The organism is Mediterraneibacter torques, from assembly GCF_044591705.1.
Lineage (GTDB): Bacteria > Bacillota > Clostridia > Lachnospirales > Lachnospiraceae > Mediterraneibacter > Mediterraneibacter torques.
Genome location: NZ_CP172594.1, coordinates 1,628,378 through 1,654,497, shown reverse-complemented (window position 1 = coordinate 1,654,497; position 26,120 = coordinate 1,628,378). Strand labels below are relative to the sequence as shown.

Sequence of the window (26,120 nt, the reverse complement as noted above, 5' to 3'; positions counted from 1 at the left end):
AAAAAACGGCGTTACTTTCTCCCCCAAAGGGGTTAAGGTAACGCCGTTTGTGTGCGTATTCAGTTTTTAACACATTCCCTGTCTATCCGCTGTCCGCAAAACCATTGATTTTATTAGCTTTTTGCCGCTATCGCTATCACACCTCATTATTCAACCGCCCTGCCTTCCAGCGTATGATCGCTGACATTGAGGCAGGGAAGATCGGCTGCGTCATCACCAAAGACCTATCCAGACTTGGTAGGAATTATATTGAAGCTGGCAGCTATATCGAAATCTTTTTCCCCAAACACAATGTGCGCTATATCGCCATCACGGACGGCGTGGACAGCCTGACCCGTCAGGAGATGGACATTACGCCCTTCAAGAATATCCTGAACGATATGTATAGCCGGGATATTTCTAAAAAGGTGCTGGCGGGCATCACGACCCGCTCCCGGCAGGGAAAGTTCTGCGGAGGGACGCCGCCCTTCGGCCTGATGCGTGACCCGGAGGACAAAGGGCATCTTATCATTGACCCGGAGACAGCGCCGATCATCCGTAAAATCTATGACTATGCCCTTGACGGGCTGGGCTGCATGAGGATTTCCAAACGGCTGATGGAAGAAAAAATCCCCATCACCCATGTCAAGGCCAATACGGAGTTTGACGCCAACTATTACTCTTGGGGCGGCGCAAGGATCAGCCATATCCTGCGGAATCCCTTTTATAAGGGCGCACATCTGGTCTTTCGGACACACCAGAAGGGCATCCGCTCCAACACTTATGACATTATCCCCCGTGACCAGTGGGAAGTGATCGAGGGCTGCCATGAGGCGATTGTGACGCCGGAGGAATGGGAACAGGTACAAGCTATCATTGACCGCAAACCACCTATCATGAAAGGCAATGCCTGCCCCTTTTATAATCTGTTCCACGGGCTGGTCTACTGCGCTACCTGCGGGAAGTCCATGCAGGTGCGGTATGAAAAGGTCGGCAGAACCGGGAAGAACCGGTTCACCGGCGAGATGCGGGAACCGATTGACAAGGCGTACTATATCTGCCAGACTTATAACCGCATGGGATGCAAGGTCTGCTCCAGCCACAAGATCGAGGCCAGAGATTTATACAATCTGGTGCTGAAAGACATTCAGGAGCTGGCGGCGCAGGCCATGAAGGACGCCGATGCGTTCTATCAGCACCTCAGCAGCCGGATGGAGCGCCGGTATCTGGTAGACGCTTCTCAGACCGAGAAGGAACGGAAACGGCTGGAAGCCCGGAATCAGGAAATTGATGTGATGTTTTTAAGCCTGTACACGGATAAGGCAAAAGGCATCCTGACCGAACAGCGGTTTATGAAACTGACGGCGGCGCTGGAACAGGAGCAGGAATCCAACCAGAAGCGTCTGCATGACCTGGCGATGATGCAGAGCCGGGCGGACGCACAGGAAAGCGAAGTCCGTACCTTTATCAAGGAAATCCGGCGCTATTCCGCTATTGAGGAACTGGACGAGGCAATGCTGAACCGGCTTATCAGCCGGATTCTGATTGGCGAGGTCAAGAAGGTGGACGGACAGAAGGTGCAGAAAGTCAAAATCGTTTATAACTTTGTCGGGGAAATCCCGGAGATTGCAGCATAAAGACAGTACAGCCCTCCCCGTACCGGGGAGGACTTTTTGATATTTGGAAAAGATAAAAATGTATGTGTTATTTATAGCATCCTAAAAGGCCATTGTTTCCAAAATACCGGTTTTAAGATTTTGAGCAGCAGCGCTCAATGGACGTTTCCTGTCATATACCATACAAATCTGACGTTCAGGGATTGTTTCCCGCAGATGAATCTGGAAGATCTCACGTTGCTGAAGTGCTTCCTTCGCCATTGGTTCTGGAAGAAAAGCTAGCCCTAATTCCGCTTTTACCAAAGGTAAAATCTGATCTGTGGTAGCTGCTTCCGTGTCTGGTATCAACTCCAACCCGTGGGACAGGAACAATTTATGATAAAAATTCCAGGTCATAGTTTCTTTTCCGAGGCAAATCAACGGATAATTTTTTAGTTCGGCAAGTGTCAGCTCCTGGCTGCCCAGTGCCGTAAAAGTTTTGCCGCCCACAAGAATTTCACGGAAGGGCCGCAAATGCAATTCCTTCAAAGAGGTATCCACGTTGGTCGGCGTTGATACAACAGCAAAATCAACTTCACCGTTTTTAACAGAGCGGATGGCTTGCGGAGTGGAATGGTTATATATTTTCAAGCGAATACCGGGATGCTTCATGTGAAAGGGCTTCAATATATCCAGCAGGTAGATATTCAATGCGGTTTCGCTGGCTCCGATTGAAATACTTCCATGCTCCAAACCACTGTGCGCATTTAGTTCGGTTTCGGCTGTTTGTATCTGAGAAATGGCAGCTTCGACATGAGTGAACAACATTTCTCCTTCTGGGGTCAGTTGAACACCTCGATTGGTGCGTATAAATAACGTACAGTGCGTTTGCTGCTCCAGGCAGTTCATGGCGCGGGTAACGTTGGGCTGTCCGCTGCCCAGTGCATGAGCCGCTTTTGTGAAATTCTTGTATTTGGCTACATAATAAAAAACCTTGTAATATTCAAAGTTGACATCCATCCAGGCATCCTCTTTCTGATATGCTAATTGCTGATGATCACTATATCAATAATACTTTTTACATATTCCTGCCTGTCCAGTATAATAGATTTTGGTTCCAAAAACAAGTGAAGGAGTGCTTTAGTATGAGTGAAATCAAAAAAGTTGTGCTGGCATATTCCGGTGGTCTGGATACCTCCGTTATTATCCCGTGGCTGAAAGAACACTATGACAACTGTGAAGTGATCGCTGTCTGTGGAAATGTTGGACAAGACGATGAATTGGATGATTTGAAACAGCGAGCAGTGGCTTCTGGAGCCAGCAAACTTTATGTCGAGGATTTAACGGATGAGTTTGTTAATGAGTTTGTTATTCCTACTATGCAGGCGGGAGCTGATTATGAAGGGTATTTATTGGGAACCAGCCTTGCCCGCCCTATTCTGGCTAAGCGTGTCATGGAAATTGCAAAGGCAGAGGGGGCGGATGCTGTTTGCCACGGCAGCACCGGAAAGGGCAACGATCAGGTGCGATTTGAGCTGGCCATTATGCACTTTGCGCCGGAAATGAAAATCATTACACCGTGGCGGGAATGGGATATTCAAAGCCGCAATGAGGAGATTGATTACGCCGAAGCCCATCATATTCCTTTGAAAATAAATCGAGAAACCAATTACTCAAAGGATAAAAATCTTTGGCATCTTTCTCATGAGGGATTGGATTTGGAGGACCCAGGTAATGAGCCGCAGTATGAAAAAGAAGGTTTTCTGGAAATGAGCGTTTCTCCACTGAAAGCGCCGGATACTCCTACATATGTGGAGCTGGACTTTGAAAAAGGCGTACCTGTTAAGTTGAACGGCAAGGCAATGAAATCATCAGACATTATTTCTAAGCTAAACGAGATTGGCGGCTGTAATGGTATTGGCCTGTACGATGTGGTGGAAAACCGTCTGGTTGGTATGAAAAGCCGAGGAGTGTACGAGACACCGGGCGGAACCATTCTGTATAGAGCGCATGAGATATTAGAAACACTGACATTGGACAAAAAAACTGCCCATAAGAAAAAGGAATTGTCTATTTGCTTCGGTGAGTTGGTTTACGACGGACAGTGGTTTTCTCCGCTGCGCAAAGCGTTGTCTGCATTTGTGACAGAGACGCAGCAGACCGTCACCGGAAAAGTACGTCTGAAGTTATATAAGGGCAACATTATCAATTCAGGTGTGTGGTCCCCATATTCTTTGTATAGCGAGGATATTGTCACATTTAATGAAGGAGAGGGCTATCAGCAGTCCGATGCTACTGGCTTCATCCGTCTTTTGGGGCTGCCTACCCGTATACAGGCGTCTGTAAATGCCCGAAATAGAAGGGAGGCAGAAAAATGCTGACTGCGGTGACAGGTATCAAGTGGGGGGATGAAGGGAAAGGACGGGTTATTGATCTGCTGGCAGAGCGGGCGGATATTGTCGTGCGTTACCAGGGGGGAAATAATGCCGGGCATACGGTCGTAACCAAACAGGGAAAATTTATTCTGAATCTGCTACCATCCGGGATTCTTCATCCCAATGTGGTGTGTGTTCTTGCGGATGGTATGGTAGTTGATTTAGAGCATCTCTCCAATGAAATTGCCGATATTCGCGGCAAAGGGGTGTCTGTAACACCTCAAAATTTCAAACTGTCCGCTCGTGCAACCATCTCCATGCCGTGGCATCGGATACAAGATGATTTGGAGGAAGAACGTCTTGCGCAGAGCGGAGTTGCTTTCGGCTCTACTCGCAGGGGAATTGCTTATGCCTACAGCGATAAGTATCGCAAAAAAACATTGCGTTTAGGTGATCTGCTTCATTTAGATGAGCCATATATACAGGTTCGTCTAAAAACCATGCTGGAAGCAAAAAATTTGGAACTGGCAGGCTGCTATCATCAGGAGCCAATGTCTTATCCGGCCCTGCTTGCCTGGTGCCAGAAGCAGGCAAAGGAGTTTTTACCCTATATCTGTGATACCGGAAATTATTTGGATACAGCGTTATCGTCAGGAAAACAGATGGTTTTGGAAGCGCAGCTTGGCGCTATGCGTGATATTGACTATGGCATTTTCCCCTACACTTCCAGTTCTACAACGATTGCGGCCTATGGGCCGATTGGAGCGGGAATTCCTGGCGTGCAGCCTGACCATGTGGTCGGTGTGTTAAAGGCTTATTCAACGTGCGTTGGTGCAGGCCCATTTGTGGCCGAGAACGCTATGCCTGAAGAATGGAAGGAATCCCTGCGCAAGGCCGGCGGTGAATATGGCGCTGCAACAGGCCGCCCACGCCGGGTTGGGCCATTTGATGCGGTTGCAAGCCGGTACGGCCTAAAATGCCAACGCGCTGACAAAATCGCATTGACTAAGTTAGACGTACTCAGTTATATGCAGGAAATTCCCATCATTACGGGATATTTGTACAAAGGCAAAGAAACAGACACCTTTGTTCCTACGGAAAATCTGGAAGAATATCAACCGGTTATCAGCTTCATTCCCGGCTGGAAACAGGACATTTCCGCTTGCCGTCGCTGGGAGGAACTGCCGGATGCTGCAAAAAATTATATCAAAACGCTGGAAAAATTACTTGATCACGAGATCCAGTTTATCTCTGTCGGCGCAAAGCGCGAAGAATATCTGATAAAGGGGGAATGGCTGTGAGACACCTGATTGAACCAACCGATTTCAATGACGATGAAACGATGGCAGTCCTGGATTTGGCTGATCGAATTGCCGCCGCTCCGGAGATGTATGCGCATGTGGCTGACGGCAAAAAGCTGGCGACCTTATTTTATGAACCCAGTACGAGAACCCGGCTTTCTTTTGAATCTGCCATGCTAAGTCTGGGCGGGCAGACGCTCGGCTTCTCCGGAGCAGAACAGTCCAGTGCAACCAAAGGAGAAACGGTTGCTGATACAGCTCGCGTAGTCAGCTGCTATTCCAATATTATAGCTATGCGCCACCCAAAAGAAGGTGCTCCGCTTCGCGCTTCCATGTTTTCCAAAGTTCCTGTCATAAATGCTGGTGACGGAGGCCATAATCATCCTACACAAACTTTAATTGATTTGCTGACGATTCGCCAGCGCATGGGACGGTTGGATCATCTGACCGTTGGTTTTTGCGGTGATCTGAAGTTCGGCCGGACAGTGCATTCTTTGGTCAACAATCTTGTTCGTTTTTTAGGAAATCAGTTTTATTTTATCTCGCCAGAGGAACTTCGCATTCCCGAATATTTGAAGGAGGATACATTGCACCCGGCAAATTCCTTATATTGGGAGGTCAGCAGTTTGGAGGACACACTCCCTAAGCTGGATGTGTTATATATGACCAGAGTGCAGAAAGAACGTTTTTTTAATGAGGAAGATTACATTCGGCTAAAGAGCATCTACACGCTTGACCCTGAAAAAATGAAATTGGCTAGGCCGGATATGCCTGTGTTGCATCCACTGCCTCGTGTCGATGAAATTACTCGGACGGTAGATGATGATCCCCGTGCCGCTTATTTTGATCAGGTGCAGAATGGCGTTTATGTTCGCATGGCACTAATTATGGCTCTGTTGGGAATTGCCGATCCTGTGACTGGAGAGAAGGTGTTAAAATGCTGAAGGTAGAACCCATTCAAAATGGTGTGGTTATTGACCATATCCCCGCTGGGCGCGGTATGGAAATTTACCGGCTGCTCCATCTGGAGAGCAAACATCAGGCGGTTGCGCTGCTGCAATCTGTGCGCAGTGAGAAATATGGAACAAAAGATCTGATTAAGATCGAAGGTTCAAACCTTCCGGAGCGGCTGGAGATTTTAGGCTATCTGGATCGGCGAATTACACTAATCTATATCAAAGACGGAGTAGTGGAGCGAAAATGTCAGCCTGATATGCCAGAGATATTGCGAAATGTGGTTAAATGCACAAACCCACGATGTATTACCAGTATTGAGGCAGGATGCGACCATATTTTCAAACTGTCTCCTTCTGGGAAGTACCGCTGCCTTTACTGTAATCAGGAACTGCCGGTACAGAGGTGATACCATATGGATTTTTCTGCATACGAAAAAGGCAATCCTTTTATGTCTTATAACCATATTCAAATATGCAAAGTTGACCCGGATTGCTGTGTGGTAAAGGTAAACTTGGTTGCCGAATCTATGAATCTTCATGGACACGTACATGGAGGATTGTTATATGCAATGGCAGATTGCGTGGCGGGAATTTTTGCCAGAATGGATGGTAGAGATTATGTAACGCAAAGCGCACATATCAATTTCCTGCATAACGTACAGTCAGGGACAATCTTTGCAAAAGCTGAAATCATAAAGCGCGGTAAGCACATGGCTTACTTTCATATCAGCATTACCGATCAAGATGATCATCTTCTTTGTGATGGTATGGTTGATATGTATTGTATTTCAGGATGCCAAACATAGTCAGGCTTCTGCTATTTTGAGAATACATACATAGAGGTATCTTTAGTTATACATCAAGGAGTGAACACATTTGCATGGAATTATAAAATGCCAGCATCAGGGACAAATGTCCGAATCTTTCCCAACTGCCGCATTTTTGTCAATATCAGGCGGCCTGCAAGATGCCTATACCTATGTGTTCCGGGGCAAGGTGTTCGCCAATGCTCAGACCGGGAATATCGTATTACTTAGTCAAAACATCTGTGAGCGTAATTGGTTGCAGAGCGCACACTACTTTGTTCCGTTGGCAGCATTTGCAATAGGCATCATTGTTGCAGAGCAGATACGGGGAAAATATCAGAATGTGCAGAATATCCACTGGAGGCAGATTGTCCTGCTACTGGAAATGATTCTGCTGTTTTTGGTAAGCTTTCTTCCGCAAAGTCTTGATATGCTGGCTAATGCACTGGTATCTTTTTCCTGCGCTATGCAGGTGCAGACATTCCGAAAGGTGAATGGTTACGCGTTTGCCAGCACCATGTGTATCGGAAATATGCGTAGCGGCATGGAAGCACTTTCTGCATACATCAGAACACATGATAGAAATGTTTTAGGGAAAGCTTTGCGCTATTGGGAAATCATTTTCCTATTTGCTGTTGGCGCTGGAATCGGCGGTCAATTTGTTGTTCTGTTCGGAGCGCATACGATCTGGTTTTCCTGCCTGCTTCTATTGGTCAGTTTTTGCCTGATGTTTATCAGAGAAGAAATGAAAGAACACCCGGAAATTAGCGTCGAGGAAGAAACGATACAGAAAGATCTGTGGGACATTGAAAAGCAGATAAAGAATATAGGTCACCAGGTCGGGGAAGATATATCGGTTATGAAATCACCGCATAATAAAGATTCTCAATAACAAATTAAATCGCGGCGTCGAATGAATAAAACTCCGACGTCGCGATTTTTACAGAAAAATTTAGCCCCAGACTTCCTCAGCAATCTCTTTAACCAGCGCCAGTTTCGCCCATTGCTCTTCTTCAGTCAGCTTATTGCCGATCTCGCAGGAAGCAAAACCGCACTGCGGGCTGAGATACAACCTGTCAAGAGGGATGTACTTTGCAGCTTCATGGATTCGGGCAATCACGGCCTCTTTATTCTCCAACTGCGGCTGCTTTGTGGTAATCAGTCCGAGAACCACTTTCTGTCCGCTTCCGATTTTTGCAAGAGGCGCAAAGCCACCGGAGCGTTCATCATCAAACTCCAGATAATAGGCACTTACATTTTCTTCGCCGAACAAAACGTCGGCCACGGAGTCATAGGGGCCACTGCTGGCATAAGTTGAATGGTAATTGCCCCTGCAGACATGGGTGGTGATGTTCATCCCCTCTGGCGCTCCGTTAATCACCTGGTTGTTAATATCTTTATAGGCATTCTGGACGGCCAAAAGCCCTTCTTTCGTTGCGGCGTGCATTTCCTGTCCATTTTTATCCGCCAGCATTCCCCATGTGCAATCGTCAAACTGCACATTCCTGCAGCCTGCATCGTACAGCTGATGCAGTACAGCAATGTAAGCCTGTGCAATGTCGTCCATCAGCGGCTTGGCAGAACTGTAAAAGGCCTCTGTGTGTTTTCTGGCAAAGGGCATCCAGAATTGTGCCAGCGTCTGAGCAGGGGCGGGGATTGTCTGTTTTGCTATAGTCTTTTCGTCCTCCAGCGCCTTCACATACCGAAAATGATCCACAAAGGGATGCTCACCGGACAATCCGATCCTGCCGGTCACAAAAGTATCATCGATCATCGCCGCCTCTCCGTGGAAGGGAAGGCCGGTGTTCGTTTTCTTATGGCCGACGCCGTCGAATCCCCACATAAAATCCAGATGCCAGGTAGCGCGGCGGAACTCGCCGTCAGTAATAACATGGTATCCGGCCGCTTTCTGCTTCGCCACCAGTTCGGTAATGCACTGATCCTCCACAGCTTTGAGCTGATCGGCGGTAATGGCTCCTGCTTCATAATCGGCGCGGGCCTTTTTCAGTTCTGCCGGACGAAGAAAGCTGCCCACGTAGTCGTAACGGAACGGTGCGTATAAATTACTCATATCAAATGTCTCCTTTGCATTCGTTTCTTATATTTTTCGCCGCCTGGACCATATTTTTCAAACTGGCAACGGTTTCGGTTTCCCCTCTGGTTTTTAATCCGCAGTCTGGGTTGACCCATAAATGATCTGCCGGGATCTTGTCCAGCATCAGCCGGAGGGCGGCTTCAATTTCTTCTACACTCGGAATGCGGGGGGAATGGATGTCGTAGACGCCGGGACCCACCTCCGTTTCAAAATGATGCGCCATCAGGCTGTCCAGAATCGTAAGTTTGGAACGGGACGCCTCAAAGGTAATCACATCGGCGTCCATTGCGTCGATTTCCGGGATAATGTCCTCAAACTCGCTGTAGCACATATGGGTGTGAATCTGCGTTTCCGGTTTTACCTTTGCGTGGCAGAGACGGAATGCCTTGATCGCAAAGTTCAGATAGTCGCTATGCCAGTCGGCGCGGCGGAGCGGCAGCTTTTCCCGGAGCGCGGCTTCGTCAATCTGAATAATACGGACGCCTGCAGCTTCCAGTTCCAGAACCTCTTCCCGGATTGCAAGGCCGATCTGATACATCATCTCCTGCGTGGAAATATCTTCTCTGGGGAACGACCAGTTCAAAATCGTGACTGGTCCTGTCAGCATTCCCTTCACATCCTTATCCGTCAGGGAATTGGCATAACGGATATAATCGGTAGTAATGGACTTCTTGCGTTTGACGTCCCCGAACACAATCGGCGGCTTTACGCCCCGTGTACCGTAAGACTGTACCCAACCGCCTATGGTAAACACATAACCAGACAGATTTTCGCCAAAAAATTCCACCATGTCGTTGCGTTCAAATTCGCCATGCACCAAGACATCCAGACCAATGTTTTCCTGTAAAGCGATGCAATCCCGGATGAATCCCTTTGCATTATTTCGGTATTCTTCTTCGCTGATTTCGCCTTTTCGGAATTTTGTTCGGTTCTGCTTGACTTCCTTTGTCTGCGGGAAAGAGCCAATCGTTGTCGTGGGCAGCAGCGGGAGATTCAGCAGTTCTTTCTGCGTTGCCTGCCGTTCCTTTCTGGGCACCCTGCGGGTAAAATCCGATTCAGTAAGTGCCGCAACCTGTTTCTGTACCTCTGTGTCGGTTCTCAGCTCACTGGTTTGGAACAGTTCCTGATTTTGCAGATAGCGCCGGTCACAGGAATAGTCTGCAAGTTCAGCCAGGCAGCAAAGCTCACGCAGTTCATCCAGCTTTTCATACGCAAAGGAAAAATGCCGGATAATTTCGGTGGAAAGCTGCGGCTCATTCTTTACAGTATACGGCACATGGAGCAGGGAGCAGGATGTACTGAGTACAATGTGGTCACAGCAGCTTTTCAAACCGGCGATTCGCTCCAGTACGTCTTTATAATTAGTACGCCAGATGTTTTTCCCATTTACAAGTCCCGCAAACAGGATTTTATCCTTCGGGAAACCGTTTGCTGCTACAAGTGCTGCGGTCTGCTTTCCTTCCACAAAGTCAAGGCCAATGCCGTCAAAGGGCAGTTCACATAGCTGCCGGTAACAATCCCGCACATCGCCAAAATAAGTTTGGAGCAGCACCTTCACTGTGCCTTTTTGTTCCAGCAGCGTTTGGTACAGCTTGCGGAAAAGGGCAACATCCCCCATTGTTAAATCCATGACCAGATACGGCTCGTCAACTTGCAGCCATTCCACGCCGTTTTCTCCACACCGCTTCAAAATATCTGCATAGGCAAACAGAATATCATCTACAAAATCAGTGGCGGATTTATTGCCGGTACAGCGGGCCAGCTTCAAAAAGGTAAACGGTCCGGCGACCACGGGCTTTGTCTGAATGCCCAGAGAACGCGCCTGATGAAAGCCATCCAGAAAAGCATCTGAGCGGAGCTTCAACTCCATATCATCATCCAGCTCTGGTACCATGTAGTGGTAGTTCGTATTGAACCACTTTTTCATGGTAAATGCTTTGACATCTCCCTGCGCCCCCTGATACCCACGGGCCATGGCAAAGTATGTGTCTATATCGGAAAGCCTCAGATCGGCATACCGCCTTGGAATGGCGTTCAGCATATAAGCGGTGTCCAGCATCCCGTCATAAAGGGAAAAATCATTGGACGGGATAAAGCCGGCACCTGCGTCCCTCTGGCGTGTCCACTGCTCCATTCTCTGCTGAGAGACAACCCGTTTCAACTCATCGGCATCTATTTCGCTGCGAAAATACGCTTCTGTTGCGAACTTTAATTCTCGGTGGATCCCGATACGCGGAAATCCAATAATTGAATAGTCCATAATGTGTCCTCCTTGGGTATGATCGTTCTTTTTCAGTATACCTGCGGGAAAGGGTTCTGTAAAATACGGAAAAGCAGCGGTTTGCCATAGATTGAATCTATAGCAGACCGCTACTTTATGTTCTGTCATTCCTGTGCGGAAGCATATCGTTTCAGAGCTTCGATATACAGAGTTCCAAATTTACCCGGTCCGACCTTGCTGTGAGTGATGTAGCCGATTTCCATGTAATCATCCACAGCAAGGGGGACAGCAACAATATTTTTCCCATTTAGTTCTTCGTTGATAACGCCGCTGCAAATGGTGTACCCGTTCAGACCAATCAGGAGATTGAACAGCGTGGCCCGGTCAGAAACCATAATGTCTTTCTTGCTTTCCAACGTACTTAAAATTTCCTCAGAGAAGTAGAAGGAATTGTGTTCTCCCTGCTCATAGGACAATCTCGGATAGGTTGCCAGCTCATCCAATTCAACAATTTTCTTCTTTGCCAGAGGACTGAACGTACTGACAAAAACGTGAGGCTTTGCGATAAATAAACGATGAAATTTCAAATCATTTTCCCGCATGGTCTTGCGCAGGACAGCTTCATTGAAACTATTAAGGTAAAGCACACCCACCTCGCTTCGCAGCTTTGCCACATCTTCAATCAACTCATAGGTCTGCGTTTCACGGATGCGGAAGTCGTATTCTTCACCGCCATACTGTTTCAAAAGCTCAACAAATGCTTCTACCGCAAAAGAATAATGCTGCGTGGACACACAGAACTGATGCTTGACAGGGGTCTTCCCTAAGTATCGTTCTTCAATCAGATTTGTCTGTTCAATCACTTGACGGGCATATCCTAAAAATTCTTCTCCCTCCGCCGAAAGCAGGATGCCTTTATTGGTACGTTTGAAAATAGTAATTCCCAGTTCATTTTCCAGTTCCTTGATTGCGGAAGTCAGGCTGGGCTGGGCGATATAAAGCTGTTTTGCCGCCTCGCTGATCGTTCCGGCCGCAGCAACCGTCACAATGTATTTCAGTTGTAAAAGGGTCATTCGTCATCCTCCTGATCTGGATATGGAATTGCCGCAAGGATTTCTCCATAGCGTTCCGTAATTACACCATAATTCTCCCGCAGATGGGGAAACAGACAGCGGCTGCAGTCCTTGTATCCGTTGGGAAGGTAGGCAAACTTTCCGCCGCAGCGATCTCCCAATACATACAGAGGGCAATAGCAGAATAGGCAATTAAAATTTTCCGGGTCGGCACCCTTATGGCAGGGGAAATATTCACATTCCCGGTTGCAGAAATAAGCATAGTGCTTATTTTCCCAATACTGATTACGCATGAAAAGACTCCTTGCAAAAAAGGGATTTATTTTATACATAGGAACCGTAAGAAAAAAGCGCATCCAAACAGACACGCTCAACAAAGCACAGCTTCCTGCGCCTAAAAAACGTGCTTCCGGTTCCGGCAGAAGCACCATACGCTCCCACGTATCTGACTTACCTTTCCCTCAGGAAAGTTTCACAGTGATCGACTCGCCGGGACTTGCACCCGATTCCATGTTCCGTCTTTGCGGATGGAGCGATATGATGATTCAATTTTCATCTATCATTATAATCCAAACACATAACGTTGTCACGTGCTGCTTTATGCGTAAGTGCCAAATTCTCAAAGTAATTTGAATTCATCACTTGACATTGTGGCAAAGAACTTTTGACCCCCGATGAAGTACGCCTTTTGGATAACCGGAAGGCAGTGCTTCTGGTGCGTGGAGAACGCCCCATTCTGGATGAGAAATATGATCTGCATAAACATGTGAATGTGAAATATACGGAGGATGGAGGGGCGCCGCCTTATGATTATGCGAAGGCTCCCCTGTCCCATGAAGATGTAACCATTGATACCAGGAGACTGGATGATTATGAACTGCTCTCGGCTGGGGAGATCCTCGGCAGGGAGCAGTCTTTTTGATTGGAGGAATGCCATTGAAGAAAAGAAATGAAATGCCAAAGAGACAGACAGCAAACCATGCTACTGCACCGATGCCTATGGGCAGAGGACCAAAGCGTACCCTTGCCGCGTATGCAGCGCTGGTGCTTACTATGACGGTAGGTGGTATCCCGGTGCTTGCAGCCGGAGATCCCCTGTCAGTCATCAATAACCTGTCCACCTTTATCTTCTCCCTGATCCGAGCCATCGGCTTGATCTTACTGGGATTTGGTGTGGTGCAGGTAGGTTTGAGCTTAAAGAGCCATGATCCCAGCCAGAGAGCCAACGGGTTTCTGACGCTGGCAGGCGGTGTCATCATCACCTTTGCAAAAGAGATCCTGGACCTGATCGTTGGGTAGTGGGTAGAGACAGAAGCGGGCAGGGAGGACATCTTCCTGCCCCGGCAAAGGAGGTGAGACTGTTTGAGTGATAACTGGATCGTGCAGAACCTAAACTCTGCACTGAACACCTGGAATGAGAAGCTGGCAGAAATCTGGACGCTCCTTACCCAAAGCCCGGAATCCTTTAAGGGCGGGACGATCTGGAGTGTCATCACCGGGATCAACGGGGCGCTGACTGCCATTGGATATGGACTTTTGGTACTGTTTTTTGCAGCCGGGATCGTAAAGACCTGTGGCAGCTTTACAGACATGAAAAAGCCGGAACATGCCCTCAAAGCCTTTATCCGGTTTGCACTGGCACAAGGCGCCATCATGTATGGCATGGAATTGATGACCGCCCTGTTTTCCATTGTACAGGGGATCGTATCGACCATCATGGCACAGTCGGGAATGGCAGACGGGGGTGTGACAGAGCTTCCGGCAGAGATCGTGGAAAAGATCGAAGCGGTAGGGATGCTGGAATCCATCCCCTTGTGGATCGTGACGCTGCTGGGAAGCCTTTTGATCACAGTGCTGTCTTTTATCATGATCCTTACGGTATATGGAAGGATGTTCAAGCTGTATATGTATACTGCCATTGCGCCCATCCCCATTTCCACCTTTGCGGGAGAACCCTCCCAGTCGGTGGGGAAGAACTTCATCAAGTCCTATGCAGGGGTGTGTCTGGAAGGGGCGATCATTGCACTGGCCTGTATCATTTTCTCCGTCTATTCTGCCAGTCCGCCAGCCATTGGGGATACGTCCTTAAGTGCAGTGACCATTGTGTGGAACTATGTAGGGGAATTGGTATTCAACCTGCTGGTGCTGGTGGGTGCGGTGAAAGCATCTGACCGGATCGTAAAAGAGATGATGGGATTGTAGGAGGAAAGAACCATGCGTAAAGAAATATATGAAAATCAGGAAAGCAGCGATACACTGCCTTTCCATTGGGAATTTGGTAAGGAAGAGATCACCCTGAAAGTGTCCAGCTATGCCTATGGAAATGGGCTTGCGGTTTTGATGTATAGTCAAAGTGAAGGGGAGCTGGAATTATTTAGTGACTTGACGGTCAATCTTCCGGGCGGGTATGGACTGAAAACGCAGGAGGCATTTGTAAGCGGTGATTTTACCAGGGATAAGCTGGCCTTCATTCAAGAGAACAGGCTGGGAAAGGTGCTGCCAGGACAAGCCCGTTCAGGATTTGCCACCTACACCCCGGTGGCATTTGATCTTTCAAGACTCTCCCGGTATGACCGGGAAGGGGTGGAAGAATTTTGCAGACAATGGGGGTTGGACATTCCAAAAGAACAGGAAAAAGTCCAAGGGAGATCGACAGGAAAAAAGAAAAGAGAAAGAGAGAGATAGAAGTATATGGAAGTAAAAATGAACAAAGAGATCCGCAACTATCAGGAGTCCATGTTTATGGGACTGAACCTGCGCCAGTGTATTTTCTCCCTGCTTGCCATCGCTGTGGCGGTAGGGATTTATTTTGGCCTGGGAAAGTATGTGGGACAGGAGATGACCGGGTGGCTGTGCATCTTAGGGGCTGCCCCATTCGCAGCCTGTGGTTTCTTCCAGTACCATGGCATGAATGCGGAGCAGTTTGCTTGGGCGTATATCAAGTCTGAATTTTTATACCCCAAGCGCCTGCTGTTTCAAAGTGAGGACCTGTACCATGCCTGCATGGAAGAAACGCTGGCCTTGGGAGAAAAGTCTCAAGGGGATGGCGCAGCCCTTATGAAAAAAAGAGAACAGCGGGCAAAGAAGAAACGGATGAAACAGAAAAAGAAAACGGGAAGGAGTGGTGCGTTTGATTAAAACCTTACAACAGGCATTGAAAATGGACCGGGAGAAGTTCAAAGTCCCAAGGTCTGTCCAACAGGCCATCCCGATCCAGCGGATCTGGCCGGATGGGGTATTCCAGTCCGGGACAAAATTTTCCAAGACCTTCCGGTTTTCCGATATCAACTATGCCATCGCAAGCAAAGAGGATAAGACGGAAATGTTCTTGGATTACAGTGAGCTGTTAAATGCCTTAGATTCCGGCGCGGCGGCAAAGATCACTTTAAATAACAGACGGATCAATAAAGAAGAGTTTGAAGCATCCCTGCTTCTGCCGATGAAAGAGGACGGGTTGGATGAATACCGAAAGGAATACAACGAAATGCTGCTATCCAAGGTCAGCGGCACCAACAACAGCATCTATCAGGAACGGTATCTGACGGTCAGTGTCCATAAAAAGAACATCGATGAGGCAAGGACTTATTTTGCACGTGTGGGAACGGATATCATAACCCATCTGAGCAAGCTGTCTTCCATTGGGGAAGAACTGGATGCGGAACAGAGGTTACAGATCTTCCGAGATTTCTTCCGGGCAGATGAACCCCAGTGCTTTCCTTTCGATATGAAGGCATTTGCCAAAAAGGGGAGCAGCTTCAAGGATTGGATCTGTCCCCAGTCCATGGAGTTTTCCAAAGACTGCTTCAAGATCAATGAACGGTTCGGGCGGGTGCTGTATATGCAGGATTATGCCAGTTATGTCAAGGATGACATGATCTCGGAGCTGTGCGATCTAAGCCGGGACTTGATGCTGTCCATCGATATCCTCCCGGTACCCACAGACGAAGCGGTGCGTGAGATCCAGAACCGTCTGCTTGGCGTGGAGACCAATGTGACCAACTGGCAGAGACGCCAGAATGCCAACAATAACTTTTCTGCCATTGTGCCTTATGATATGGAACTGCAAAGAAAGGAAACCAAAGAGATGCTGGATGACCTGACCACCAGGGATCAGCGGATGATGTTCGGCATCCTCACCATGGTGCATATGGCAGACAGCAAGAAACAGTTGGATTCGGATACGGAGAGCATCCTGTCGGTGGCAAGAAAGCATTTATGTCAGATGGCAACCTTGAAATGGCAGCAAGTGGATGGACTCAATACGGTACTGCCTTATGGCATCCGCAAGATCAATGCCCTTCGTACCCTGACCACAGAATCCACCGCAGTGCTGATCCCCTTCCATACTCAGGAGATCATGCAGCCGGGCGGTATTTATTATGGGCAGAATGCGGTGAGCAAAAATATGCTGGTGGCAGACCGGAGGAAGTTATTGAATGGAAACTCCTTCCGATTGGGTGTCAGCGGTTCAGGAAAGAGTTTCTCAGCAAAAGAAGAGATCGTGGACCTTGCCCTGTCTACGGAAGATGACATCCTTATTTTAGATCCGGAGTCGGAATTCGGTTCTTTGGTGGAAGCGCTGAACGGGGAAGTGATCTCCATTTCTGCAACGTCCCATACCCATCTGAACGCACTGGATATGGATTCTGCCTATGGAAACGATAAGAATCCACTGATCGAGAAGTCGGAATTTATCCTGTCCCTGTTTGAACAGTTGGTGGGTGCTGGAAATCTGTCCGCCAAGGAGAAATCCATCCTGGACCGCTGTACCGCAGATGTGTACCGGGAATATATCCGAAGCGGTTACCAAAGTGAAGTGCCGACCTTGAAGGATCTGTACCGACAGCTCATGCTCCAGCCGGAAGAGGAAGCCAGGGGGCTTGCCTTGTCTTCGGAGTTGTTCATTAACGGAAGCCTGAACACCTTCGCTCAGAAAACCAATGTAAATACGAAGAATCGCATTATTGCCTATGATATCCGGGAACTGGGAGAGCAGCTCATGCCCCTGGGGATGCTGGTCACCTTGGACAGCATCTTCAACCGGGTGATCCAAAACTGGAAGAAAGGAAAGACTACCTGGATCTTTGCCGATGAGTTTTATCTGTTGTTCCGCTATCAGTACAGTGCGGACTTTTTCTACCGGCTCTACAAGAGGATCCGTAAATACCATGGATTTGTCACAGGTTTAACGCAGAATGTGGAGGAACTTTTGAAATCGGATATGGCAAGACTGATGCTGGCAAACAGTGAGTTTTTAATCCTTTTAAACCAGGCGACCACAGACCGGGACGAACTGGCCGCCCTTTTGAACATTTCCGAGAACCAGTTATCCTATATCACCAATGTAGGCGCAGGGAAAGGGCTGATCCGCTGTTCCGGAAATCTTGTGCCATTTGAGAACAGTTTCCCGAAGAACACGAAGCTGTACCGCTTGATGACGACAAAACCAGGGGAATGCTAGTAAAAAAAATATTTTTGTGTGGTGCTGCTGAACGTTTTTCGGCAGCATCCTTTTGGGAAGGAGGGAATGTAGATGGAAGAAAAAAGCGTAGAGATTCCAAAAATAAAAGGACCGCTTCGGGAGCAGGACAGTATCAGGGCGTTACTGGAGCTTTTGGAACAACAGGGCATGGAACAGGAAAAAGGGGATGTGATCCGCATGGCAGATCATATCGATTCCATGGAAATGCAGCTCGGAACCGTCTTGAAGGAACTGGGGGAGATGAAGAAGCAACTGGGCGTGATGCAGGAAAGCAAGGTTAAACTCTTTGCGGTGAATACGATCCAGAAAGTAGAACATCAGGTGCAAACACTTCGCTTTCAGGTGGGAGAATAGAAACGAAAGTTTATGGAACGGGCAGAACAGGCAGTTTTTGATTTTAAAGAAAAGGGAAAAGATGCCCTTGCCTCTGCGGTAAAAGGAATGCACCTTACCCAAGGCTTACAAAAGCTGCAGTCTTCCCTACATACGGTCATGCTGTCGATGGATCAGAAGATTGACCGTCTGGGGAGCATGGCGGAGGAACTGCACGTTGCCAAAGGGCATCTGAAAAACGCATTTTTGAAAATGAACGGAAAAGATACCGCAAAGATCACAGAGCGAAATCCGGAACAGGGGATCATCTTTCAAACCCAGAAGGTGTTATTCCAATCCATACGGAGCATCCATAAGCTGGAACAAAAAACAGAGCGATTGCAGCAGCAGATCGGGAAGCTGGAAGAGAGACAAGGAAAACAGGCATCTTTAAAAGATACCTTGCAGGAGCTTCGGCAGGAAACAGCACCCCGTCAGCTTGGGAAAAAAGAAAAACAGAAGGCAGCGATCCGATAAAGGGGAGTTTTCTGAAGGGAGGTGAGAGCCATGAAAGAAGAAACAACCATTACCTTTCTTGCTTCGGAGTGCGGGGAGTTCCATGAAATGGGAGAATGCATCGAATGCACATCTTTAAAAGAAGCGTTCCGGCATTACCAGAGATTTTGCAAGCGTTCCCCTCAGATGGTTCCGTCTTTGGAGTTTTCCCTGCACCATGCAGACGATCCGCTGTATAACGAGGGAGAATATCCATTAGCAACCAGGGAGAAGGGAAAAGAGTTATTGTCCTATGTTCCCTATTATGCCAATCATCCGTTGGTGCAGGAAGCGGTAAGGGAACTGGAAAAGCTGGAAGAACAGCAGAAGAGACAAAAGAAACAGAGTATGGAACGGTAATGTGATACAGGGAGGTGTGTGTTTGAAAGACATCAAAGAGAAGGTACGGGATAAGAACCCGAAGATCCGCAATCCTGCCTCCCGGCTTCCCAAAGAACTGGTGCGTTCTGCCATGCTGGAAACGAAAGAGAAGTCCCGGATGGTGGCAGACAAGGTAGGAAGAGAAACCGGAGAGGAATCTCCGGTGGAATACGCTGGAAACCGGATAGAACGGGCGGAACAGCGGGCTGGAAAGGAAAGCGCTTCTGTCGCCTATCATGGTGGAAAGAAGCTGGCAGTGAAAACTTATGAGAAGATAAAAGAGCAGAGGCAAAGAGAAGCCGTTATAGCCACGTTGGACAGCGAAACAGGAAGCGGTGGAACATCTGGACAGACAAGAACAAAGAAAGGGCGCACAGGAGCCGGAAGGAGCATCAAGATCAAACCAGAAGCAGAGAAAACGGTCAAGGAGGCCGGAAACCGGACAGTGAAAACAGCGCCCCGTATGGTGAAAGCTTCCCCGGTTTCTTCTCAAAAGGTGAAAACCCAGGCAATCTTGCAAAAAAAGCAGGCATTCCAATCCATGAGGGCAGCCAGGGAAGCAAAACGGGCTGCCATGCGCTCTGTCCAGACAGCCAAGCAAAGCAAAAAGACAGCACAGGCAACAGCAAAAGGGATAAAAGCTATGGCAGAAGCAGCGGCCCATGCAGTAAAGGCAGCGTTTGCAGCGTTGATGGCAGGAGGAGGTACCGTATTTGTGATCTTGATCCTCATTGTGGGGATCATTGGCGGTGCTGCGTTTATCGGGAGTTCCCAGAGCAGCGAGCCGCTGAGTGCAGAAGTCCTGGCCCATACCCCGGCGATCCAGCGGTATGCCAGGGAATTTGGAATCTCGGAATATGTCCCTGTCATCCAGGCGATCATGATGCAGGAGAGTGGCGGAAGGGGAACGGATCCCATGCAGGCCAGCGAGTGTCCGTATAATACCCAGTATCCCAATACGCCCGGTGCGATCCAGGATGCCGATTATTCTATCAAGGTGGGCGTACAGTATTATGCGGATTGTGTCCGGGAAGCCGGATGTGAAAGCCCACAGGATATGGACAAGCTAAAACTTAGTTTACAGGGCTATAATTACGGGAATGGGTATATCTCATGGGCAATCCGAAACCATGGAGGCTATAGCGAGGCCAATGCGCTGCAGTTTTCCCAGGAACAGGCAGCCGCCCATGGGTGGTCAGGTTATGGCGATCCAGAGTATGTACCCCATGTGCTTCGGTATTATTCTGGCGGGGGATTGTTTGCCGGACTTTTTGGAAATGGGCAGCTTGTGACCATTGCGAAAAGCCAGTTGGGGAACGAAGGCGGCCAGAAGTTCTGGTCGTGGTGGGGATTCACAGAGCGACAAGAATGGTGTGCCTGTTTCGTGTCCTGGTGTGCAGACCAGGCAGGACTCATTCAAAGCGGTGCGGTGCCAAAATTTTCTGTTTGTACGGACGGGAAGAACTGGTTTCAAAACCAAGGAAGATGGCAGGGGGCAGGTAGTATGCCAAGTCCCGGTGCGATCATCTTTTTTGACTGGGAGCATGATGGAACGTGCGACCATGTGGGAATCGTGGAACGCTGTGACGGAACAACCGTCTATACCATAGAAGGAAACTCCGGGGATGCGGTAAAGGAGAGAAGCTATTCGATTAGTTCCGATTCCATTATGGGATATGGAATGGTGGTTTATTAAAAACATAAAAATAGAGAGTAATCGGATTGTAGAGGATGGGGAAGAATGTTATAATCTTTTGAAAGAGGGCAGGGAAAATACCCTGCCTGTTAAGAATAGAAAATGTATTATAAAAAGTGGTTGTATGGGGGAGTGCTTGGATGAATGATTTGTATATACAGGGAGTGCATATAGATTGGAATAAAATTCCAGTAAATAGTTATTTGAGAGAAATTGATGCGATAAAAGGTTTGGAAGAACTGATTTTTCATAATTCGATTACTTTTTTTGTTGGAGAAAACGGAAGTGGAAAATCAACCTTACTGGAGGCACTTGCAGTTGCCTGTGGGTTTAACCCGGAAGGTGGGACAAAGAATTATATTTTTTCCACATATGATTCCCATTCGCAATTGCATGAAGCTATACGTGTTGTAAAGGGATACCGTCAAGCAAAATGGGGATATTTTCTGAGAGCAGAGAGTTTTTATAATGTGGCGACAAAAGAGGAAGAATATGCAGACTGGGAACACCCATCAGAAAAATACCATGAAAAATCACATGGAGAGAGTTTTCTTGCACTTGCTCAAAATTATCTGAAACCGAATGGCGTGTATTTTTTTGATGAGCCAGAGGCGGCATTATCGCCGCAAAGACAGTTGACATTGTTGATGGAAATACATGCATGTGCCAGACAAGGATCCCAGTTTATAATCGTTACACATTCTCCAATTTTGCTTGGGATTCCAGAAGCCCAGATTATAGCATTTGATGAAGAAGGGATACATGAGTATAAATATGAAGAAACAGAAAGTTATATGGTAACAGAAATGTTTATTAACAATAGAGAACAGTTGCTTCGCAGACTTCTTTCTGAATGAAAAAAAGATAAGCATGAGGAGAAAAGAAAAATGAACAATAATCGAGGCGGAGAAAGAACGATTTATGATGAATCCCTGTTCAGAATATTTCTTTGGTCAGGATTTCCAATATTTATGATTTTGCTGTTTGCCTGTGTGGCAATTAGCGGGATTGTCTTCATTTATAGGCATTCAGATCCAGAAGGAGTAAAAATTATTATTTTTTGTTTTGCGGTTTTAATTCCAGTTTCTTATGGAAGCCCATTTGTTAGTTTATTTAAGGCGTGGAAACAACAACATAAGATTGGGATTTTTTGGAAAGAGAGGACAGATCATCATCTTCCAGAATGGAAAAGAGATTGGTATTTGATTTGCGACAGAGGTGGATTTATTCTTGAACATAGAAGTTACATAAAACGGATTATTGGCTGCCGTGAGGAAACGGAAAGAGCAGATCATGCACGAGGAAAAGTTTATTATATAACATTTGAGGATATTGATGGGAAAAAACACACATTGAAATTTTCTTATGAGTCGTGGGCTTTGGAATTTCAGAAGTGGTTTGAAAAGCAGACATATGAAAAAGAAAATGTAGAACTCTAGGAATAAAAGGAGTGCTTTAAAATATAAAAATAAATAAGTATGATTAGGAAGTGAAACTGATGGATCGTAAAGATGTATTTGAATATGTAAAAAAACAATATGGAACAGTACCGGAATATCTTTGGAAAGAATCCCCAGAAAGTGCGGTACTTCGTCATAAAAACGGGAAATGGTATGCAGTGTTGATGCAGGTTAAAAAATCTAAGTTAGAACTAGAAGGAGAGGGCACGGTAGATATTATTAATGTGAAGTGTGAACCGGATATGGTTGGAGTTTTGATAGAGACCTATGGTTTTCTTCCAGGATATCATATGAATAAGGAACATTGGATTACGATGCTGATGGACGGAACTGTAAGTGAAGCGAAGATTTTAGATTTTTTGGATATGAGTTACGATTTAATTGATAGAAGCTGATAAAAAAGAAACTATTATTGTGGGATATGCCTTTTTGGAGGATGAATCTGAAGAAGAACGTGCAGCATTACAGAGACGCCTGGAAAAAACATTTGGTACAGATCATTTGCTTTATTTAGCAGGCGATAAAGAGGATGTTGAAAATGCGAAAAAAGCAGGCAAGAGTTTGGGAATTTATTTGGCGGAGCAGATATTAGCTGGAGAGAATTTCCATAAAGTGGTAAATGAAGCCACGGAAGAAGAAGTATTGGAATTGCTGGAAAAGAATCCTTGCTCTATGACAGATCAAGCATTAAAAGAAATGATTCAGCAAAAGTTATCTGATTACGAAGATGCGGATGATCTTGAAAAAGAAGAGAATGCGGATCGTGATGACGAGCAGAATGAGGATATTTTAGAACCGCAAAAAGAAAGGAATGAGGAACAAGAAGAATCTGCTTCGGGAGAGAAATTAGAAGAAGTTGGTGAGTCAAAGGAATCAGATGAGCTGGATACAATAAATGAACCAGAATCTCAAGTTGAGGAACATGAGTCAGATACACAAGATATTTCAGACGAACCAGCAGAGCCTACCGAGGAAATAGATTCATATGAAATGGAATCAGAAGATGATTCGACGGAGAGCGAAGGAGAAGAATCAGAGATTTCAGGTGAAGCAGATGAATAAGTGAATACGTGATTTTGTAAGGAAACCAAGAGCTGCAAGCTAAGAAATTAGTGAACAGCTCTTTTTTGATGCTTTGTTAGTACTCCAACAATCTCTTGGACCACTTCGGGAGCAGCATTTTCTATTTCTTATGGAATTTTAATATAAAAGGAAATATGCTTTCCCCTATTTAATATATTCTGAGGTATTCTTGATATGCAAAAGGAAATGAGGTGAATGATGTGAGTATTATAAAAGCGATTAAAAAGTGTGAATATGATTTTGAAGTTCGTGCAGAAAAATTTTTGTGGCATCATCCTGTACTTGGATTTTTTTCCATCTTTGTAGGAATGCCTTTGATCGTGTTATGTGCTGTTTGTGCGATTACAATTGTTTTTGCTTTTCCAATGTCATTGCTTTTTGGATGGATCTAATCTTTATTGTATCTTAAACTGTGGTTCGAATGATTTATGCCATATTAAGAGAAAAAGGACTATGATAATGCATGGAAAAGTTGTAAAGGATTATAGATAGAAATTACAAACAAGAAGGATGTTTATGAATTCGAAGAATTCTTTATAACATAAAATAATAGATCAAGGAGGAAGGAAGCTATGATGGATGTATTGATGATAGCAATTTTATTAGGATGTTTTGGTTTGGTGAAGGCGTTTGCAGATTTTTGCGACTGGCAGATTAAACCAAAAGAAAAATAGGAGGATGAAATCAAAATGGATATGATTGTTTTAGGTGTTATGATTGCCGGAGTTGGGATTTATCTGGTGTATGCATTGATAAATCCAGAAAAATTGTAAAGAGCTGGTGAAAATAACTAGGAGGAGAAGACATGTTACAGATTATTTTGACACTTGCGATTTTTGTGATACTGGTCATTCCGATGGGAAAATATATGTACCATATCGCAACAAAACAAAAGACTTTTGCGGATAAAGTTTTTAACCCGATTGATCGCTGCATCTATAAAGTTTGTGGAATTAAGGGCGAAGATATGGGATGGAAGAAATATGCATTGACCTTGCTCTTGGTAAATGCAGTTATGGTATTTGTAGGATATGCAATTTTAAGACTGCAAAGCATCCTGTTTTTGAATCCGAATGGGATTTCTAATATGGAACCGACACTTTCCTTTAATACGATTATCAGCTTTATGACGAATACAAACCTGCAGCACTACTCAGGAGAAAGCGGTCTTTCCTATGTGGCACAGATGTGTGTCATTATTTTTATGATGTTTACATCAGCCGCAACAGGTTATGCGGCATGTATGGCATTCTGCCGGGGACTGGCTGGAAAGAAAATTGGAAATTTTTATGAGGATATGGTAAGGATTACGACTAGAATTTTAATTCCAGCATCTTTTATAGTCGGGTTATTATTGGTAAGCCAGGGGACACCACAGACGTTACAAGGAAACTTTACAATTGAAACTTTGGAAGGAAATTTCCAGGATATTGCAGTGGGACCGGTAGCAGCTCTGGAATCCATTAAACATTTGGGAACGAATGGTGGTGGATTCTTTGGAGCAAACTCAACTACGCCGTTTGAAAACCCTACGGTAATCAGCAATATTATAGAAATGATATCTATGATGCTCTTGCCGGGTGCCTGCGTGGTTACTTTTGGACATATGCTTCATGATAAAAGAAAAGAGAAAAAAGCAGAGAAAGTTGCCATGAATGCACAGGTATTGCCGGGAACAGCCCAAAAGAAAGTGATTTTTGGACGTCAGGGTGCAGTTGTCTTTGGTGCAATGGCGATTATTTTCCTGATTGGACTTACTATTTGTTACCAATCAGAAATGGCAGGTAATCCAGTGATTCAGGAGATGGGCATAGACCAGAGCCAGGGAAGTATGGAAGGAAAAGAAGTACGTTTTGGTGTTCCACAATCAGCTTTGTTTACGACGGTAACAACTTCCTTTACAACTGGTACGGTTAATAACATGCATGATACGTTGACTCCTCTATAGTAATAGGCTTAATATTACTCTTTACTGATGCTTGGTTTATAGGAATAGTTTGTTTAGTTATGACTTTTTTGACATACCGTAGTAACCGCCAAAGCATTCGAGAAAAAGAAATAGAATACGCAAAGAAAGGGAAAGATACAACAATAGATTCATTAAATGAAGCTAAAGAAATACTTTCTGAACTAAATGAAGAAATAAAAGGTAGTTTTAGGGAGTCAGGTGAGTATATAAAGGAACATAAGAAGTAAAAGAACGGTATTTTGCAAATAAAGTTCAAAAGTTTAACAACTTCATATCTATACTTATAAAGCAGTTAGTCTTTTGATATGTGCCCAGAATTCTGGGTACATATCACTTTCGGATTAGCTGTTTTTTACTTTTATATTAAGTGAGATTGAGAGAATAAAAATGAAAAATTTAAAAAGGTGAAGAAAAATGGCATATCCTATCGGCTATATATATGAAAGGGGTAAATACCTTATGTTCTTTGACAACCGCATATCAGCATTACAGGTACGTTCCCAAAGATAGAAGCGTGACAGTATAAGCGCCAGGACGGATGGGGACAAGCACTGCAGGAGGATTATGACAAGGTCTGTACCAAGACTAGGGCGGATCATTTCGTGAGAAAACTGTCAGTGCCTGTTCTCATTCTGAGCGAGTCCTTATAGCTGTGAATGGACTTTTGCAGGTCTTTCGCCAGGATCATCTGCGGGGGATAATGATACGAATTTCTTCCCAAAAGGAAGAGGATGGACTCTAAGTTGTAATCAGCAAGACTTTCAGAAAATCTGCGAGCGAT

At 46.0% G+C, this 26,120-nt stretch carries 26 protein-coding genes and 3 pseudogenes; 24 read left to right on the top strand and 5 right to left on the bottom strand.

Going from position 1 to position 26,120, the window contains the following annotated elements; translation table 11 throughout:
* Window positions 1–149: 149 nt before the first annotated feature.
* Window positions 150–1,616 (top strand): annotated as a pseudogene (locus ACH9UM_RS07700) (DUF4368 domain-containing protein); the annotation flags it as partial.
* Between the two features lie 81 nt (window positions 1,617–1,697).
* Here ACH9UM_RS07700 and ACH9UM_RS07695 read toward each other — a convergent pair.
* On the bottom strand, window positions 1,698–2,594 hold the full coding sequence (locus ACH9UM_RS07695; protein ID WP_004845327.1) for a LysR family transcriptional regulator: 897 nt from the start codon (window positions 2,592–2,594) through the stop codon (window positions 1,698–1,700).
* A 125-nt stretch (window positions 2,595–2,719) separates the two neighbouring features.
* On the opposite strand from ACH9UM_RS07695, the gene ACH9UM_RS07690 reads away from it, so the two are divergent.
* The 6 genes from ACH9UM_RS07690 to ACH9UM_RS07665 all read left to right on the top strand — a co-directional run bounded on the left by ACH9UM_RS07690 (window position 2,720) and on the right by ACH9UM_RS07665 (window position 7,904).
* Window positions 2,720–3,955 carry an argininosuccinate synthase gene (locus tag ACH9UM_RS07690; protein ID WP_009243213.1) on the top strand — a complete coding sequence of 412 codons (1,236 nt, stop codon included), beginning with the start codon at window positions 2,720–2,722 and terminating at the stop codon, window positions 3,953–3,955.
* Window positions 3,949–5,250, top strand: coding sequence for an adenylosuccinate synthase (locus ACH9UM_RS07685; RefSeq protein WP_004845329.1), 1,302 nt, complete (start codon window positions 3,949–3,951; stop codon window positions 5,248–5,250). The genes ACH9UM_RS07690 and ACH9UM_RS07685 overlap by 7 nt, the downstream gene beginning before the upstream one ends.
* Complete coding sequence (gene pyrB / locus ACH9UM_RS07680) at window positions 5,247–6,194, top strand: aspartate carbamoyltransferase (protein ID WP_009243212.1); 948 nt, start codon at window positions 5,247–5,249, stop codon at window positions 6,192–6,194. The genes ACH9UM_RS07685 and pyrB overlap by 4 nt, the downstream gene beginning before the upstream one ends.
* Entirely contained in the window at window positions 6,188–6,613 is a 426-nt protein-coding gene (locus ACH9UM_RS07675; protein WP_004845331.1) for an aspartate carbamoyltransferase regulatory subunit, read from the top strand. Before pyrB ends, ACH9UM_RS07675 begins: the two co-directional genes overlap by 7 nt.
* Before the next feature lie 6 nt (window positions 6,614–6,619).
* The gene (locus tag ACH9UM_RS07670) at window positions 6,620–7,012 is read left to right on the top strand and encodes a PaaI family thioesterase (protein WP_004845332.1); all 393 of its coding nucleotides are present in this window, start codon (window positions 6,620–6,622) and stop codon (window positions 7,010–7,012) included.
* Window positions 7,013–7,118: 106 nt separating this feature from the next.
* Entirely contained in the window at window positions 7,119–7,904 is a 786-nt protein-coding gene (locus ACH9UM_RS07665; RefSeq protein ID WP_009321374.1) for a YoaK family protein, read from the top strand.
* 60 nt (window positions 7,905–7,964) lie between these two features.
* On the opposite strand, the gene ACH9UM_RS07660 is transcribed toward ACH9UM_RS07665, so the two are convergent.
* The 4 genes from ACH9UM_RS07660 to ACH9UM_RS07645 all read right to left on the bottom strand — a co-directional run bounded on the left by ACH9UM_RS07660 (window position 7,965) and on the right by ACH9UM_RS07645 (window position 12,694).
* Complete coding sequence (locus tag ACH9UM_RS07660) at window positions 7,965–9,083, bottom strand: 5-methyltetrahydropteroyltriglutamate--homocysteine S-methyltransferase (protein WP_009243209.1); 1,119 nt, start codon at window positions 9,081–9,083, stop codon at window positions 7,965–7,967.
* Between the two features lies 1 nt (window position 9,084).
* Window positions 9,085–11,367, bottom strand: coding sequence for a 5-methyltetrahydropteroyltriglutamate--homocysteine S-methyltransferase (metE, locus tag ACH9UM_RS07655; protein ID WP_009243208.1), 2,283 nt, complete (start codon window positions 11,365–11,367; stop codon window positions 9,085–9,087).
* A 125-nt stretch (window positions 11,368–11,492) separates the two neighbouring features.
* The gene (locus tag ACH9UM_RS07650; protein WP_009243207.1) at window positions 11,493–12,401 is read right to left on the bottom strand and encodes a LysR family transcriptional regulator; all 909 of its coding nucleotides are present in this window, start codon (window positions 12,399–12,401) and stop codon (window positions 11,493–11,495) included.
* Entirely contained in the window at window positions 12,398–12,694 is a 297-nt protein-coding gene (locus tag ACH9UM_RS07645) for a cysteine-rich small domain-containing protein (protein ID WP_173019868.1), read from the bottom strand. The genes ACH9UM_RS07650 and ACH9UM_RS07645 overlap by 4 nt, the downstream gene beginning before the upstream one ends.
* Before the next feature lie 395 nt (window positions 12,695–13,089).
* On the opposite strand from ACH9UM_RS07645, the gene ACH9UM_RS07640 reads away from it, so the two are divergent.
* From ACH9UM_RS07640 to ACH9UM_RS07560, 17 genes and pseudogenes are all read left to right on the top strand, one after another.
* Complete coding sequence (locus ACH9UM_RS07640) at window positions 13,090–13,323, top strand: hypothetical protein (RefSeq protein WP_044929331.1); 234 nt, start codon at window positions 13,090–13,092, stop codon at window positions 13,321–13,323.
* Between the two features lie 8 nt (window positions 13,324–13,331).
* Window positions 13,332–13,700, top strand: coding sequence for a hypothetical protein (locus ACH9UM_RS07635; protein ID WP_009321377.1), 369 nt, complete (start codon window positions 13,332–13,334; stop codon window positions 13,698–13,700).
* 63 nt (window positions 13,701–13,763) lie between these two features.
* Window positions 13,764–14,603, top strand: coding sequence for a hypothetical protein (locus ACH9UM_RS07630; RefSeq protein ID WP_009243204.1), 840 nt, complete (start codon window positions 13,764–13,766; stop codon window positions 14,601–14,603).
* A gap of 12 nt (window positions 14,604–14,615) precedes the next feature.
* Complete coding sequence (locus ACH9UM_RS07625) at window positions 14,616–15,086, top strand: DUF4313 domain-containing protein (protein ID WP_009243203.1); 471 nt, start codon at window positions 14,616–14,618, stop codon at window positions 15,084–15,086.
* Between the two features lie 6 nt (window positions 15,087–15,092).
* The gene (locus ACH9UM_RS07620) at window positions 15,093–15,539 is read left to right on the top strand and encodes a PrgI family protein (RefSeq protein WP_009243202.1); all 447 of its coding nucleotides are present in this window, start codon (window positions 15,093–15,095) and stop codon (window positions 15,537–15,539) included.
* On the top strand, window positions 15,532–17,862 hold the full coding sequence (locus tag ACH9UM_RS07615; RefSeq protein ID WP_400091052.1) for a VirB4-like conjugal transfer ATPase, CD1110 family: 2,331 nt from the start codon (window positions 15,532–15,534) through the stop codon (window positions 17,860–17,862). Before ACH9UM_RS07620 ends, ACH9UM_RS07615 begins: the two co-directional genes overlap by 8 nt.
* Window positions 17,863–17,934: 72 nt before the next feature.
* Window positions 17,935–18,732, top strand: a pseudogene (locus tag ACH9UM_RS07610) (DUF6674 family protein).
* 30 nt (window positions 18,733–18,762) lie between these two features.
* Window positions 18,763–19,110: a hypothetical protein gene (locus tag ACH9UM_RS07605; protein ID WP_009319912.1), complete on the top strand. Its 348-nt coding sequence runs from the start codon at window positions 18,763–18,765 to the stop codon at window positions 19,108–19,110.
* 22 nt (window positions 19,111–19,132) lie between these two features.
* Window positions 19,133–20,827 carry a CHAP domain-containing protein gene (locus tag ACH9UM_RS07600; RefSeq protein WP_044929327.1) on the top strand — a complete coding sequence of 565 codons (1,695 nt, stop codon included), beginning with the start codon at window positions 19,133–19,135 and terminating at the stop codon, window positions 20,825–20,827.
* A gap of 140 nt (window positions 20,828–20,967) precedes the next feature.
* Window positions 20,968–21,684 (top strand): AAA family ATPase, encoded by a 717-nt coding sequence (locus ACH9UM_RS07595; protein WP_009319910.1) that lies wholly within the window; start codon window positions 20,968–20,970, stop codon window positions 21,682–21,684.
* A 30-nt stretch (window positions 21,685–21,714) separates the two neighbouring features.
* The gene (locus ACH9UM_RS07590) at window positions 21,715–22,266 is read left to right on the top strand and encodes a hypothetical protein (RefSeq protein WP_009243198.1); all 552 of its coding nucleotides are present in this window, start codon (window positions 21,715–21,717) and stop codon (window positions 22,264–22,266) included.
* A 59-nt stretch (window positions 22,267–22,325) separates the two neighbouring features.
* Window positions 22,326–22,682: an MmcQ/YjbR family DNA-binding protein gene (locus tag ACH9UM_RS07585; RefSeq protein ID WP_009243197.1), complete on the top strand. Its 357-nt coding sequence runs from the start codon at window positions 22,326–22,328 to the stop codon at window positions 22,680–22,682.
* Complete coding sequence (locus ACH9UM_RS07580) at window positions 22,669–23,349, top strand: hypothetical protein (protein WP_009243196.1); 681 nt, start codon at window positions 22,669–22,671, stop codon at window positions 23,347–23,349. Before ACH9UM_RS07585 ends, ACH9UM_RS07580 begins: the two co-directional genes overlap by 14 nt.
* Before the next feature lie 221 nt (window positions 23,350–23,570).
* Window positions 23,571–23,762 (top strand): hypothetical protein, encoded by a 192-nt coding sequence (locus tag ACH9UM_RS07575; RefSeq protein ID WP_009243195.1) that lies wholly within the window; start codon window positions 23,571–23,573, stop codon window positions 23,760–23,762.
* Window positions 23,763–24,059: 297 nt separating this feature from the next.
* The gene (kdpF, locus tag ACH9UM_RS07570; protein ID WP_070100388.1) at window positions 24,060–24,143 is read left to right on the top strand and encodes a K(+)-transporting ATPase subunit F; all 84 of its coding nucleotides are present in this window, start codon (window positions 24,060–24,062) and stop codon (window positions 24,141–24,143) included.
* 32 nt (window positions 24,144–24,175) lie between these two features.
* A pseudogene (locus ACH9UM_RS07565) lies at window positions 24,176–25,315 on the top strand (potassium-transporting ATPase subunit KdpA); the annotation flags it as partial.
* A gap of 62 nt (window positions 25,316–25,377) precedes the next feature.
* Window positions 25,378–25,566, top strand: coding sequence for a hypothetical protein (locus ACH9UM_RS07560; protein ID WP_009319908.1), 189 nt, complete (start codon window positions 25,378–25,380; stop codon window positions 25,564–25,566).
* Window positions 25,567–26,120 lie beyond the last annotated feature (554 nt).

What these genes read in the sequence shown, in the direction of transcription:
- ACH9UM_RS07695 (WP_004845327.1), bottom strand. Translation starts at nt 2,594, where the DNA reads ATGGATGTCAACTTTGAATATTACAAGGTTTTTTATTATGTAGCCAAA.
- ACH9UM_RS07690 (WP_009243213.1), top strand. Translation starts at nt 2,720, where the DNA reads ATGAGTGAAATCAAAAAAGTTGTGCTGGCATATTCCGGTGGTCTGGAT.
- ACH9UM_RS07685 (WP_004845329.1), top strand. Translation starts at nt 3,949, where the DNA reads ATGCTGACTGCGGTGACAGGTATCAAGTGGGGGGATGAAGGGAAAGGA.
- ACH9UM_RS07675 (WP_004845331.1), top strand. Translation starts at nt 6,188, where the DNA reads ATGCTGAAGGTAGAACCCATTCAAAATGGTGTGGTTATTGACCATATC.
- ACH9UM_RS07670 (WP_004845332.1), top strand. Translation starts at nt 6,620, where the DNA reads ATGGATTTTTCTGCATACGAAAAAGGCAATCCTTTTATGTCTTATAAC.
- ACH9UM_RS07665 (WP_009321374.1), top strand. Translation starts at nt 7,119, where the DNA reads ATGTCCGAATCTTTCCCAACTGCCGCATTTTTGTCAATATCAGGCGGC.
- ACH9UM_RS07660 (WP_009243209.1), bottom strand. Translation starts at nt 9,083, where the DNA reads ATGAGTAATTTATACGCACCGTTCCGTTACGACTACGTGGGCAGCTTT.
- metE (WP_009243208.1), bottom strand. Translation starts at nt 11,367, where the DNA reads ATGGACTATTCAATTATTGGATTTCCGCGTATCGGGATCCACCGAGAA.
- ACH9UM_RS07650 (WP_009243207.1), bottom strand. Translation starts at nt 12,401, where the DNA reads ATGACCCTTTTACAACTGAAATACATTGTGACGGTTGCTGCGGCCGGA.
- ACH9UM_RS07645 (WP_173019868.1), bottom strand. Translation starts at nt 12,694, where the DNA reads ATGCGTAATCAGTATTGGGAAAATAAGCACTATGCTTATTTCTGCAAC.
- ACH9UM_RS07635 (WP_009321377.1), top strand. Translation starts at nt 13,332, where the DNA reads ATGCCATTGAAGAAAAGAAATGAAATGCCAAAGAGACAGACAGCAAAC.
- ACH9UM_RS07625 (WP_009243203.1), top strand. Translation starts at nt 14,616, where the DNA reads ATGCGTAAAGAAATATATGAAAATCAGGAAAGCAGCGATACACTGCCT.
- ACH9UM_RS07620 (WP_009243202.1), top strand. Translation starts at nt 15,093, where the DNA reads ATGGAAGTAAAAATGAACAAAGAGATCCGCAACTATCAGGAGTCCATG.
- ACH9UM_RS07605 (WP_009319912.1), top strand. Translation starts at nt 18,763, where the DNA reads ATGAAAGAAGAAACAACCATTACCTTTCTTGCTTCGGAGTGCGGGGAG.
- ACH9UM_RS07595 (WP_009319910.1), top strand. Translation starts at nt 20,968, where the DNA reads ATGAATGATTTGTATATACAGGGAGTGCATATAGATTGGAATAAAATT.
- ACH9UM_RS07590 (WP_009243198.1), top strand. Translation starts at nt 21,715, where the DNA reads ATGAACAATAATCGAGGCGGAGAAAGAACGATTTATGATGAATCCCTG.
- ACH9UM_RS07585 (WP_009243197.1), top strand. Translation starts at nt 22,326, where the DNA reads ATGGATCGTAAAGATGTATTTGAATATGTAAAAAAACAATATGGAACA.
- kdpF (WP_070100388.1), top strand. Translation starts at nt 24,060, where the DNA reads ATGGATATGATTGTTTTAGGTGTTATGATTGCCGGAGTTGGGATTTAT.
- ACH9UM_RS07560 (WP_009319908.1), top strand. Translation starts at nt 25,378, where the DNA reads ATGACTTTTTTGACATACCGTAGTAACCGCCAAAGCATTCGAGAAAAA.